Source organism: Curtobacterium flaccumfaciens, from assembly GCF_051548005.1.
GTDB lineage: Bacteria > Actinomycetota > Actinomycetes > Actinomycetales > Microbacteriaceae > Curtobacterium.
This window is the reverse complement of sequence record NZ_JBPUGH010000024.1, coordinates 1-11,939: the sequence shown is the minus strand read 5'-3', so window position 1 is coordinate 11,939 and position 11,939 is coordinate 1. Positions and strand designations below refer to the sequence as shown.

Here is an 11,939-nt window from a genome sequence, read left to right as displayed (position 1 = left end):
GCCAGGATGGACGCCGCCGGAACGCTCGACACCGGCCAGCGGCACGCCCACCCCACGCGCGTGCGCCACCCACACCCCACGAGGAGCAGCACCGTCATGAGACGCCCCACGCGCCTGATCACCACCGCGGCGGTCGCCGTCGCAGCAGCACTCGCGCTGAGCGCGTGCTCGGGCGGCGGCTCGTCGGACGACGCGTCCGGCACCGCCAAGGGCGGCACGCTCAACATCCTCACGACGCAGACGGCGTTCCACCTCGACCCCGCGACGAGCCAGAGCCTCGGCATCACGTCGATGGCGCTCGTCGCCCGCCGCCTCACCACGTGGGACGTCGAGCCCGGCAAGACCGCGAAGGTCGTGCCGGACCTCGCGACGACCACGGGCAAGGTCAGCGACGACGGCAAGACCTGGACCTACACGCTCAAGGACGGCCTGAAGTTCCAGGACGGCACCCCGATCACCACGAAGGACATCAAGTGGGGCATCGAGCGCTCGTTCGCGCCGACCCTGACCGGTGGCCTGAGCTACCACAAGTCGCTCCTCGTCGGCGGTGACTCCTACAAGGGCCCGTTCGACGGCAAGACGCTCGACAGCATCGAGACCCCCAACGACAAGACGATCGTCTTCAAGCTCAACGCCTCCTACGGTGACTGGCCGTGGATCGCGTCGATGCCGGCGTTCGCACCGGTGCCCGAGGGCGACGGCAAGAACACGGGCGACTACGACCTGAAGCCGGTCTCCTCCGGCCCGTACCAGGTGCAGTCGAACACGCAGGGCTCGCAGGTCACCCTCGTGCGCAACAAGTACTGGAGCGCGAAGACCGACTCGGTCCGCACCGCGGGCCCGTCGAAGGTCGTGTTCAAGGAGAGCCAGGACCCCTCGACGGTCACCCAGACGCTCATCGCGGACAACGGTGACGCGAAGGACTCGTTCGGCGCGATCTACCTCGGCGCCGCCGAACTGAACCAGGTGCGCTCGAACCCCGCCGCGCAGGACCGCCTCGCAACCTCGAAGGCCGGCCCGATCACGTACATGGCGATCAACACGCAGCGCGGTGACCTCAAGGACCTCAAGGTCCGCCAGGCCCTGCAGTACGCGGTCGACCGCAAGTCGTTCCGCATCGCCGCCGGTGGCGCGATCGCCGGCACGTACGCCTCGACGCTCATCACGCCGGGCATCGCCGGGCGCCAGGACTACGACCTCTACAAGACGAGCGCCACGGGCGACGTCGACAAGGCGAAGTCCCTGCTGAAGGAAGCCGGGGTCAGCAACCTCAAGCTCACCCTCGTGACGCCGAACGACTCCTCGACGCTGGCGCAGGCCCAGGCCCTGCAGGCGGGGCTCAAGCGCGCCGGGATCACCGTGACGCTCAAGCCGCTCGACGACGACTCGTTCAACCAGGCGACCACCAACGGCACGGACTTCGACCTGTCGCTCTCGAGCTGGCAGCCCGACTTCCCGAGCGCGAACGCCAACCTGCAGCCGCTCTTCGACTCGTCCCAGATCGGTGGCGGCGGCTACAACATCTCGAAGTACAGCAACCCGGACGTCGACGCGCTGATCGCCGAGGCGAGCGCGACGGTCGACCAGAGCGACGCGCAGAAGCTCTGGGCGCAGGCCGACAAGAAGATCATGGAGGACGCTCCGGTCGTCCCCCTGATCTACGCGAAGCAGTCCTTCCTGGCCGGCTCGGACGTCGAGAACTTCCGCATCGCGGACTTCCCGGCGTACCCGAACTACCTCAAGGTCTCGCTCAAGCAGTGACCGACCCGCTGCTCGAGGTCGAGGGGCTCCACGTCGCGTTCGGCGACGCGGAGCCCGTCGTCCGTGACGTCTCGTTCACCCTGACGCCCGGCCGGGTGCTCGCCCTCGTGGGGGAGTCCGGGTCGGGCAAGTCGGTGTCCGCCATGAGCCTGCTCGGACTCCTCCCGCCGGAGGCCCGGGTGTCCGGGAGCGCTCGGTTCCGAGGCGAGGAGCTCATCGGGGCCGATGCGGAGCACCTGCGCGCCGTCCGCGGTGCGGGCATCGGCGTGGTGTTCCAGGAACCGATGAACTCGTTCACGCCGGTCCTGACGATCGGCACGCAGATCGCCGAAGCCGTGCGGGCGCACCCGACCGGGCTCGACCGCGCCGGCGTCTCCGCCCGGATCGACGAACTGCTCCGCTCCGCCGGGCTCCGCGATCCCGAGCGCATCCGGAAGGCGTACCCGCACGAGCTCTCCGGCGGCCAGCTCCAGCGCGCGATGATCGCGATGGCGCTCGCGGGCGACCCGGTGGCGCTCATCGCCGACGAACCGACCACCGCGCTCGACGTGACCGTGCAGGCCGGGATCCTCGACCTGCTCCGGACGCTCGGCCGCGAGCGGTCCCTCGCGGTGCTCCTCATCACCCACGACATGGGCGTCGTCGCCGACGTCGCCGACGAGGTACTGGTCATGCGCCGTGGCGACCCCGTCGAACGGGGGAGCGTCGCCGACGTCTTCGCCCGCCCGCAGGCGGACTACACGCGCGAACTCCTCGCCGCGGTCCCCGCCCTGGAGGCACGGATCACCCCCGCCCCGTCGGCTGCGGTTGGTCCGACGGCTGGCCCGCAGGATGCCCAATCGGCCACCCCGTCGGCTCCCGCCGACGCGGACGACGCGAGTGGTGCCTCCCGGCCGGTGGTCGCGCGCCTGCGCGACGTCGCCGTGCGGTACGCGCGCCGCGGCGAACCGACCGTCTCGGGCATCGACCTCGAGCTGCACGCCGGCGGCACCGTCGGCCTCGTGGGGGAGTCGGGCTCCGGCAAGTCCACGATCGGCCGGGCGCTCGCCGGCCTCGTCCCCGTCGTCGACGGCAGCGTCGAGGTGGACGGCAGCGACCTCCGGACCGCGCGGGGGAAGCGCCTGCGGGAGCTCCGCAGCCGGGTCGGCATCGTCTTCCAGGACCCGGCGTCCTCGCTCAACCCGCGGCAGACCATCGGGTGGAGCATCGCCGAGCCGCTCCTCGTGCACGATCCGCGCTCGGACGCCGACCGTCGTGAGCGCGTGGGCGAACTGCTCCGCGCCGTGCAGCTCGACCCGTCGTGGGCCGAGCGGTTCCCGCACCAGCTCTCCGGCGGCCAGCGGCAGCGCGTCGCGGTCGCGCGGGCACTCGCGCTCCGGCCCGCGGTCGTGATCGCGGACGAGCCGACGAGTGCGCTCGACGTGACCGTGCAGGCAGCCGTGCTCGACCTGCTCGCCACGCTGCAGGACGAGTTCGGGTTCGGGATGCTGCTCGTCAGCCACGACCTCGCCGTCGTCCGGCAGCTCGCCGACGAGGTCGTCGTGCTCCACGACGGCCGCATCGTCGAACGCGGTCGCACCGAGGACGTGCTCGACGACCCGCAGCAGGACTACACGCGCATGCTCCTCGCGGCCGCGCCCGTCGCCGACCCCGTGCGGCAGGCCGAGCGCCGCGAGGCGTGGCGTGCGTGGGAAGGGGTGGCCTCGTGACCGCCAACGTCGTCGACCGTCCGGTCGCCGCACCAGCCGGCCGGACCACGGGCTTCCGCGCCGTCGTCCGTCGCGTCCGGCAGGACCGCTGGGCCGTCGCGTCCGCCGTCGTGATCGCCGTCTTCGCGGTCGTCGCGATCGCCGCACCGCTCATCGCCGCGATCAGCGGGCAGGACCCGTACGAGTACCACGTGGACGCCCTCAACGACTTCGGTGCGCCCCGCGGTGCCCTCGGCGGTGTCAGTGGAACGCACTGGTTCGGCGTCGAGCCGTTGACCGGTCGCGACCTCTTCGCGATCGTCACCTACGGCGCACGGACCTCGCTCGGGATCGGCCTCGCGGCCACCGCGCTCTCGATCGTCATCGGTGTGCTCGTCGGCGTCACGACCGGGTTCTTCGGCGGCTGGTACGACCGCGTGCTCTCGCGCATCGTCGACGTCATCTTCGGCTTCCCGTCGCTCGTCTTCATGATCGCCCTCACCGCGATCGTGCCGACGTCGTTCCCGAAGCCCGTCCTCGTGGTCCTCGTCATCGGGTTCTTCGGCTGGCCGGCCGTCGCCCGCGTCGTCCGGGGCCAGACGCTGTCGCTCGTGACCCGCAACTACGTCGTGGCCTCCACGGCGATGGGAGCCGGCCGGTGGCACGTCATCCGGACGCAGCTGCTGCCGAACCTCGCCGCGACGATCACGGTCTACGCGACGATCTCGATCCCGTCGATGATCGGTGCCGAGGCGGCACTGTCCTTCCTCGCCGTCGGCGTCACCCCGCCGACGCCCTCGTGGGGTCGCAGCATCGGCGACGCGATCGGGTGGGTGCAGACCGACCCGATGTACCTCGTGTTCCCCGGCGCCGCGCTCTTCCTCGTCACCCTCGCGTTCAACGTGCTCGGTGACGCGCTCCGCGACGCCCTCGACCCCCGTGGAGGTGCCCGGTGAACACGTTCCGCTTCATCGCCGTCCGTGTCCTCGGTGCCGTCGTCGTGCTGCTCGTCGTCGCCGCGATCACCTACGCCCTGTTCCTGCTGCTGCCGACGAACCCGGCGCGGGCGATCTGCGACAAGCCCTGCACGCCCGACCGCCTCCGCGAGGTGCAGGCGTTCCTCGGCACCGACAAGCCGTGGATCGCACAGTTCGGGGCGTACCTCGCCGGGATCTTCGCCGGCCGGACCTTCGGGTCCGGCGCGTCCGTCATCCACTGCGCTGCGCCGTGCTTCGGGTACTCGTTCCAGCTGCACGAGAACGTCACCGACCTGATCCTGTCGCGCTTGCCCGTCACCGCATCGATCGCCGTCGGGGCCGCGCTGCTCTGGCTCGTCGCCGGGGTCGTCGGCGGGGCGGTCTCGGCACTCCGCCGCGGGACCTTCGTGGACCGGGCGGTCATGACCGTCGCGGTCGCCGGGGTGTCCTCGCCGTCGTACCTCATCGGGTTGCTGGCGATCCTGCTGTTCGGTTTCGTGCTCGGGATCCTGCCGACGAGCGGCTACGTGGCATTCACCGACGACCCCGTCGGTTGGTTCACGCACCTGATCCTGCCGTGGTGCGTCCTCGCGTTCATCAGCGCCGCGATCTACGCCCGGTTGACCCGGGGCGAGATGCTCGAGTCGATGTCGCAGGACTTCGTCCGGACCGCCCGGGCGAAGGGCCTCCGCGAGCGCCAGGTCGTCGTGCGGCACGGGCTCCGGACCGCGATCCTGCCCGTGGTGACCCTGTTCGGCCTCGACCTCGGTTCGCTCCTCGGCGGTGCGGTCATCACCGAGAAGGTGTTCTCGATGCAGGGGCTCGGGGCGCTGCTCATCGACGCGGTGCACTCGCTCGACCTGCAGGTGGTCGTCGGCTTCACGCTGTTCTCGGCGCTGCTCATCGTCCTCGCGAACATGATCGTCGACATCGTCTACGCCTTCGTCGACCCGCGGGTGCGGCGCCGGGCCTAGTCGGTCGGTCGGTCGGTCCGTCGGCCGGCCGGGAGGCACGAAGGGCGCCCGGCGGGCGGCGCGCGTGGTCAGTTCACGATCATCGAGTCCGGGTCGCGGTACGCGGTCGGCCGACGGTCGGCGCCGACCGCGATCACGATGACCGGAACGAGCGTCAGGGCGACGATCCCGGCCCCGATGAGCGCGGGACCGGCGACGCCGGTGGTGGTGAGCAGCCCGCCGACGATCGCGGTCCCGATGGCCGTGCCCAGGTTGAACGCCGACACGGTCAGGGCCGCCCCGAGCGGTGCCGAGCTGCCGGAGGCGTGCACCGCGCTGTTGATGAGGACGCCGTTCGCGCTGAGGCCGAACAGGCCGAGCACGCCGACGAGGACCGCGGTGAGGAGCGGTCGGCCGGCGACCAGTCCGATCAGCAGGAGCAGGACGACACTCGCTGCCGGGGTCACGATCGTGACCAGCCCGGGTCGGGCATCGCCGACGCGTCCGCCGAGGAGCGTGCCGATGAAGGAGCCGACGCCGAAGACGATGAGCACCACGGGGACGAGCTGTGCGGGAACGCCGGCCCGGTCGGTGAGGAGCGGCGCGATGTACGAGTACGCGGCGACCACCCCGCCGGTCGTCGTCACGCAGGCGAGGAGGGTCCACCAGAGTCCCGCGGAGCGCAGCCCCGAGAACTCGCCGCGGATCGAGGTGCGCTCGGTCGAGCCGGCGTCGTGCGGGACGAAGCGCGCGACCGACACCGCCAGGACGACAGCGGCGGCGGCGATGGCCCAGAAGGTCCCGCGCCACCCGACGGCCTGCGCGAGGAACGCCCCGAGCGGCACTCCGAGGACGGTGCCGAGCGAGCCGCCCGCACCGACGACGCCCTGCGCCCGCGATCCGAGCCGGGGTCCGGCAGCGCGAGCTGCGACCAGGGAGGCCACCGACCAGAACGCGCCGGTCGCGAACGCGGTCGCGAAGCGGGCGACCAGCAGGACGGTGAAGTCCTGCGCGACGGCCACGACGACGTGCCCAGCGACGAACAGGGCCAGCGCCAACAGGAGCGCGAGGCGCTTCGGCAGCCGGATGGTGAGCAGCGTCATGAGTGGCGACCCGATGATCATCCCGATGGCGAAGACGGTGATGAGGAGGCCCGCGCGGCCGAGCGACACCCCGAGGTCGGTGGCGACCTCGGGAAGGATGCCGGCGACGACGAACTCGGTCGTGATCATGAGGAACGTGCCGACCGCGAGCACCGGCACGACGATGGGCAGTCGGTCCGGTGTGGCGGAGGGGCGGAGGTCGTCTCGGAGGTCGGCGGGTGCGTGCATCGTCCTCCCACCGTATGGACGGCGGCGACGCGGGAGAGAGGGTCTGCCGGACCCCGTTTCCGCGGAACCTCACGTCGTCCGCAGGTGCGCGATTGCATGGACCGGTACCGACGACCACGGGAGGACCACATGACGACCGACGACGAGCAGACCGGATGGACCGGCGGCAGGGACGCCTTCGGGGACTTCGCCCCCGGGATGGTGCACTACACCGACGCAGTGCTCTTCGACGAGGTCTGGGAGCGAGAGGGGCTCTCCGAGCGTGACCGCAGTCTGGTCACCATCTCGGCGCTGACCGCGCTCGGGAAGACCGACCAGCTGCGGTTCCACCTCGCCTTCGCGCGGCAGAACGGCGTGACCGACAACGAGCTGCGGGAAGCCCTGCTGCAGCTGGCGTTCTACACCGGGTGGCCCAACGGCATGGCCGCCACCACCGTGCTCAAGGAGATCGTGGAGAACGACCGGTGAGCGCCGCACCAGACCGCGAGTTCCGACAGCCCTTCCCGACCGGGGAGCCGAACGACGCGTTCGCGCAGTACTTCACCGGGCGGAGTTTCAACGCCCCCGTGGTCGACGGCGGCGTCCCGGTGAACAACATCACCTTCGAGCCCGGCTGCCGCAACGACTGGCACGTGCACCACGGTCAGGACGGCGGTGGCGACCAGGTCCTGATCTGTACCGCCGGCTCCGGGTGGTACCAGGCCGAGGGCTCCGACCCGGTCAACCTGACACCGGGCACCGCCGTCCGGGTACCCGCCGGGACGAAGCACTGGCACGGCGCGAAGGCCGACTCGTGGTTCTCGCACCTCGCGTTCATCACGCCCGGCGAGGGGGTCCGCAACGAGTGGCTCGAGCGGGTGACGGACGAGGAGTACGGCGCGCTGCCCGAGGCCGACGAGGACTGACCGCGCCGACGGACGGCAGGATCGGTCAGCCCTCGGGGCCGTCGCCGGCGCGCAGCAGCACCGGCACGAACAGGCCGAGGGCGAGCGCCAGGAGCGCGACGGTCCCCGCCACGGCCAGCCACACGCCGCCGACGGGTCCGGTGCCGCCGAGCAGGGCGACGACCACGAACGCGACCGCCTGGGCCCCGACCTGCAGGGCGACGAAGCGCAGCGCCGACGGCACGAGCGCCCGGAGCTGCACCCGGGCGGTCCGCGGCGTCCACGCCCACAGGAGGCTCGTGGCGAGCAGGAGGTGCGTCGTGAGGAGGAGCACCGGGAGGTTCGTCCCGTCGATGCCGGCGAGGGCGAGCTGCACCGTGAGGAGCGCCGCGAACGGGCCGCGGGGCACGACCGCGGCGGCCACCGCGAGGACGATCGCGACGACGAGCCAGCCGCTCGCGCCGATCACGACGACCGAGCCGACGACCCCCGCCACCAGGCCGAGCGCGCCGATGGACCACGCCGGGACCGCCGGACCGATCGACGGGGCTCCGGTCCGCTCCGCCCGCGACCGGGCCGTCACCCGGCCCGCCGAGCGCGGCTCAGCAGGCGGAGCTGCACGGCGGGGGAGTCGCCGTCGTCGGTCCGCCAGCGGATCAGTTCGACGCCGGTGGCGGTCATCTCCGTGAACCGGTCGGCACGTTCGAGGGCGAGGAGCCGGGACGCCGCGCGCTCGTGACGGCTCGCTCGCCGGTCGTCGGGCGTCGGGAGCACGTCGACGGCCACGACGCGGTGCCCGGTGGCGGCCCAGGTCATCGCCATCGTCGCCGCCTGGTCGTCGAGGAACGTCGACAGGACCACCACGAGCGCCGCCGCCGGGACGAGCGGCATGCGCGCCGTCGCCGTCGCGTCGCCGGTCGGCGTCACCGCTGCGATCGTCGAGCGGAGCCGCTCGAGGTGCCGGGTACCGCCGCCGGGTTCGACCGACCGCGCGGTCCCGGCGAGGTCGCGGAAGCCCACCCGGTCACCGGCACCGACGTACGCGGTCGCGAGGGAGACGGCGGCTTCGCGCGCGAGGTCGAGCGAGGTCGCCCGGTGGTCGCCGTGCCGGGCGCCGCTCCACTCCGTGACGTCCGCGCCGAGGTCGTCCCGGCCGTCGAGGACGAGGACGACGAGGGCGTCCGCCGTCGCGAAGGTCCGACGCACGTAGAGGTCGCCTGGGCGCTCGGCTCGCCGTGCCGTGCGTCGCCAGTCGATGCGCCGGAGCCGGTCGCCCGGGGCGAACAGCGCGACGTCGCGGAACTCGCCGCCGTCACCGGGGCGGCCGGAGTCGTGCGCCCCGGTGATGCCCGTCACCCGGCTCGGCATGGGGAGGTGCTGCATGCGCAGGTGCGGGGGTGGGACGACCGCGGACCGCACCGGACCCTCGGCCGGCACGGAGACCGCCGTGCCGCCCCGACCGAGGAGGGACAGGTGCGTCCGCAGGACCTCCTGGGGGCCGCTGTGGGTGACCGGGACGGTGCCGGTGAGACGTGCCGCACGGCGTGGATCGACCACGACGACGTGCCGTCGGTCGCCGGCGACGCGGAACTCGACGGCGACCGCCTCGGCCGTGGGCGGGACGTCGACCGAGGCCCGGTACCCGACGCCCCGGCCGGAGTCGGACGGTGCGAGATCGATCGTCGTCCGGACCGGGGCCGCGTCGTGACGTCGGGCACCGAACGCAGCGGTGACGAGGGCCGGCAACGCCACCACCACCAGCTCGGGACGTCCGGTGACGAGGCCGAGCCCGGCGAGGAACACACCAGCGGCGAGCCCGAAGACGAGCGCTGGGTTCCGCACCCAGACGGGCGCGGACCCGGCCACGGGGCGGGCCGGAGGTGCGTCGGGAACGCTCACCGTGCCTCCAGGCCGGAAGCACCGGACCCGCCGGGTGCACCGGACCCGCCGGGTGCACCGGACCCGCCGGGGGCGCCGGCCGCCCCGACCACCGGCGGCCCCGCCACCTGCGCGACGATGCCCCGCACGATCACCGCCGGGTCCACCCCGTTCGCCCACGCCTGCGGCGTCAACGAGATCCGGTGCGCGAGCACCGCGACCGCGGCGGTCTTGACGTCCTCCGGCGTGACGAAGTCGCGCCCGTCCATGACCGCCCGCGCACGACCGACGAGCATGAGCGCCTGCGCACCGCGTGGCGACGACCCGACCTGCACGTCCCGGTGGGTGCGCGTCGCGGCCGCGAGGTCGACGCAGTACAGCGCGATGTCCTCGTCGACGTGCACGCTCTCGACCGTCGCCTGCATGCGCAGCATGTCGGCCGCGTCGACCACCGCCGGGACCGCCGCGACCTCCTGCCGTCGCCCGACCCGGTTGAGGAGCACCTGCTGCTCGCCCTCGCGGGAGGGGTAGCCGACCGAGAGGCGCACCATGAAGCGGTCGAGCTGCGCCTCCGGCAGGGCGTAGGTGCCCTCGTACTCGATCGGGTTCGACGTCGCGATGACGTGGAACGGCCGGGGGAGCGGGAATCCCTCGCCCTCGACCGTGACCTGCCCCTCGGCCATCGCCTCGAGGAGCGCGGACTGCGTCTTCGGCGAGGTCCGGTTGATCTCGTCGGCCAGGAACATGCCGGTGAACACCGGACCCGGACGGAACACGAACTCGGCGGTCGCCGGGGCGTAGACGAACGACCCGGTGATGTCGGCCGGCAACAGGTCGGGGGTGCACTGCAGTCGGCGGAAGTCGAGCCCGCACGCGGCCGCGAGGCTCCGGGCGGCGAGCGTCTTGCCGAGTCCGGGGACGTCCTCGAACAGGACGTGACCGCCCGCGAGGATGCTCGCGAACGCCAGTTCGAGGGGCTCCCGCATCCCGACGACCACTGCGCCGACGGTGTCGAGGACGTCCCGGGCGCGTGCGGCGACGTCGGCGATGGGCAGCGGCTGTGCGGTCTGCGTCGTGGTGTCGGTCACGGGTGCCTCTCGGTGTTGGTTCGGCCGGCGGCCTGCTGGCCGGAGACGGCTCGCTCGGTCGTGTGTTCCAGGGACTCGAGCGCGGTGAGGACGCTCGCGAAGGTGGTGAGGTCGATCTCGGTCCGCCGCTCGCGCACCAGGACGGCGACCACCCCCGGCGGCATGACCGCCTCGACGGCCGTCCGATCGGCCGGGTCGTCCAGGTCGAGTCGGTACAGCGTCCGCAGACGGTGACGGGCCACCGTGCGGGCGCGGGCGAGCGTCCGCTCCGGCACGCCGCCGCGGGCGCGCAGCGCCCACGCCGTCTCGGCGAGTTCGCGTCGTGCGCCGGGATCGGAGCGGACGGGAGGCACGGGCCAGGTCAGCGGGACGTCCTCACGGACCGCGCTCCACGTCACACCGACTGCGGCGGTGACGCCTCCGACGGCGAGCGACTGCAGGACGTCGACTCCGAAGAACCAGGTGATCGCGGCCGCGACGACGGCGAGCACGAGCACGCCGGTGGTGCGGCGGCGGTTCACGATCGGCCCGTCGGTGCGTCGGCCCACTGCGCGTCGAGGGTGCGCAGCGCGGCGCGGACGGCGGCGACGTCGGCGTCGGTCGCCGGGGTCCCGCCGAACCGCACCGCGAGGTAGCAGCGTCGCAGGGTACCGAGGGCGGTCTCGTCGACGTCGAGCTGCCGGAGGATGCGCGTGGTGAACTCGGTCGGCGTCTCCGCAGCACCCCGGCGGAACCCGGCGTCCTCGGCGGACTCCTGCAGGCCGAGCCACGCCGCGGTCACGGCGTCGGACGGATCGCGTGGTGCGGACAGCACGTCGAGTGCACGCCCGATCCCGCGACGGAGGTGCTGCCGGCCGACCTCGGCGGTCGGATCGGCCGCCATCTCGACCGCGAGGCCGGCGACCCCGATCTCCTCCGGTTGCACGCGTCGGCGTCGCTTCCTCATGAGGGAGAGGACCACGAGCACCAGCAGCGCGGCCACGACCACCGCGAGGACGACGAGGACCCAGGTCGTGTCGACGTGCTGTGACGCCCGTGCCCCGAGCGGCTGCGGCTCGTTCGTCGCGGGTGGTGGCGACGCGGTCGACACGACGGCGGGCGGACGCGCCGGGGCGACCGTGGGCGACCAGCGCGCCCCGGTCAGGACGGGACGCGCCCCCAGTCCGGCGGCGACCACGACCAGTGCACCGAGGGCGAAGGCGCCGACGGGGACGAACGGGAAGCCGCTGCGGTGCGGGTCGTCGTCGTTCCCCATGACCTCACGCTACCCCGCGCGGCCGCGGAACCCGACGCGGACCGCGTCGGGAGCAGCCGCCTGGATCGATCGGCGGCGGAACCGGCGGCGCGGAACCGGCGGCGGGTTCGGACCGGCGGTGGGT

12 protein-coding genes are annotated in these 11,939 nt (G+C 72.9%); 6 read left to right on the top strand and 6 right to left on the bottom strand.

What is annotated here, in order from left to right; all coding sequences use genetic code 11:
- Window positions 1–96: 96 nt before the first annotated feature.
- The 4 genes from ACSW7Y_RS05175 to ACSW7Y_RS05160 are packed head-to-tail and all read left to right on the top strand — an operon-like array spanning window position 97 to window position 5,400.
- Window positions 97–1,761, top strand: coding sequence for an ABC transporter substrate-binding protein (locus tag ACSW7Y_RS05175; protein WP_438125267.1), 1,665 nt, complete (start codon window positions 97–99; stop codon window positions 1,759–1,761).
- On the top strand, window positions 1,758–3,470 hold the full coding sequence (locus ACSW7Y_RS05170) for a dipeptide ABC transporter ATP-binding protein (RefSeq protein ID WP_438125266.1): 1,713 nt from the start codon (window positions 1,758–1,760) through the stop codon (window positions 3,468–3,470). The genes ACSW7Y_RS05175 and ACSW7Y_RS05170 overlap by 4 nt, the downstream gene beginning before the upstream one ends.
- The gene (locus ACSW7Y_RS05165) at window positions 3,467–4,405 is read left to right on the top strand and encodes an ABC transporter permease (protein ID WP_438125265.1); all 939 of its coding nucleotides are present in this window, start codon (window positions 3,467–3,469) and stop codon (window positions 4,403–4,405) included. The genes ACSW7Y_RS05170 and ACSW7Y_RS05165 overlap by 4 nt, the downstream gene beginning before the upstream one ends.
- Complete coding sequence (locus ACSW7Y_RS05160; protein WP_438125264.1) at window positions 4,402–5,400, top strand: ABC transporter permease; 999 nt, start codon at window positions 4,402–4,404, stop codon at window positions 5,398–5,400. The genes ACSW7Y_RS05165 and ACSW7Y_RS05160 overlap by 4 nt, the downstream gene beginning before the upstream one ends.
- Window positions 5,401–5,468: 68 nt before the next feature.
- On the opposite strand, the gene ACSW7Y_RS05155 is transcribed toward ACSW7Y_RS05160, so the two are convergent.
- Entirely contained in the window at window positions 5,469–6,710 is a 1,242-nt protein-coding gene (locus tag ACSW7Y_RS05155) for an MFS transporter (RefSeq protein ID WP_438125263.1), read from the bottom strand.
- A 129-nt stretch (window positions 6,711–6,839) separates the two neighbouring features.
- On the opposite strand from ACSW7Y_RS05155, the gene ACSW7Y_RS05150 reads away from it, so the two are divergent.
- Together ACSW7Y_RS05150 and ACSW7Y_RS05145 are read left to right on the top strand one after the other, a co-directional pair.
- A complete protein-coding gene (locus tag ACSW7Y_RS05150) occupies window positions 6,840–7,178 on the top strand; it encodes a carboxymuconolactone decarboxylase family protein (protein WP_438125262.1) in 339 nt (112 codons plus the stop codon).
- On the top strand, window positions 7,175–7,615 hold the full coding sequence (locus ACSW7Y_RS05145) for a cupin domain-containing protein (RefSeq protein WP_438125261.1): 441 nt from the start codon (window positions 7,175–7,177) through the stop codon (window positions 7,613–7,615). Before ACSW7Y_RS05150 ends, ACSW7Y_RS05145 begins: the two co-directional genes overlap by 4 nt.
- A 25-nt stretch (window positions 7,616–7,640) precedes the next feature.
- Here the strand turns inward: ACSW7Y_RS05145 and ACSW7Y_RS05140 are convergent, their stop codons facing one another.
- From ACSW7Y_RS05140 to ACSW7Y_RS05120, 5 genes are read right to left on the bottom strand one after another with little or no spacing between them, the layout of a single operon-like run.
- A complete protein-coding gene (locus tag ACSW7Y_RS05140) occupies window positions 7,641–8,177 on the bottom strand; it encodes a hypothetical protein (protein ID WP_438125260.1) in 537 nt (178 codons plus the stop codon).
- Window positions 8,174–9,493: a DUF58 domain-containing protein gene (locus ACSW7Y_RS05135; RefSeq protein ID WP_438125259.1), complete on the bottom strand. Its 1,320-nt coding sequence runs from the start codon at window positions 9,491–9,493 to the stop codon at window positions 8,174–8,176. The genes ACSW7Y_RS05140 and ACSW7Y_RS05135 overlap by 4 nt, the downstream gene beginning before the upstream one ends.
- Complete coding sequence (locus tag ACSW7Y_RS05130) at window positions 9,490–10,560, bottom strand: AAA family ATPase (protein WP_438125258.1); 1,071 nt, start codon at window positions 10,558–10,560, stop codon at window positions 9,490–9,492. Before ACSW7Y_RS05130 ends, ACSW7Y_RS05135 begins: the two co-directional genes overlap by 4 nt.
- Window positions 10,557–11,081 (bottom strand): hypothetical protein, encoded by a 525-nt coding sequence (locus tag ACSW7Y_RS05125; protein WP_438125257.1) that lies wholly within the window; start codon window positions 11,079–11,081, stop codon window positions 10,557–10,559. The genes ACSW7Y_RS05130 and ACSW7Y_RS05125 overlap by 4 nt, the downstream gene beginning before the upstream one ends.
- Window positions 11,078–11,815, bottom strand: a complete 738-nt coding sequence (locus ACSW7Y_RS05120) for a DUF4129 domain-containing protein (protein ID WP_438125256.1) — start codon at window positions 11,813–11,815, stop codon at window positions 11,078–11,080. The genes ACSW7Y_RS05125 and ACSW7Y_RS05120 overlap by 4 nt, the downstream gene beginning before the upstream one ends.
- Between the last annotated feature and the right edge of the window lie 124 nt (window positions 11,816–11,939).

Excerpts from the sequence above, each read along its gene's own strand:
- ACSW7Y_RS05175 (WP_438125267.1), top strand. The coding sequence starts at position 97 with ATGAGACGCCCCACGCGCCTGATCACCACCGCGGCGGTCGCCGTCGCA.
- ACSW7Y_RS05150 (WP_438125262.1), top strand. The coding sequence starts at position 6,840 with ATGACGACCGACGACGAGCAGACCGGATGGACCGGCGGCAGGGACGCC.
- ACSW7Y_RS05120 (WP_438125256.1), bottom strand. The coding sequence starts at position 11,815 with ATGGGGAACGACGACGACCCGCACCGCAGCGGCTTCCCGTTCGTCCCC.
- ACSW7Y_RS05155 (WP_438125263.1), bottom strand. The coding sequence starts at position 6,710 with ATGCACGCACCCGCCGACCTCCGAGACGACCTCCGCCCCTCCGCCACA.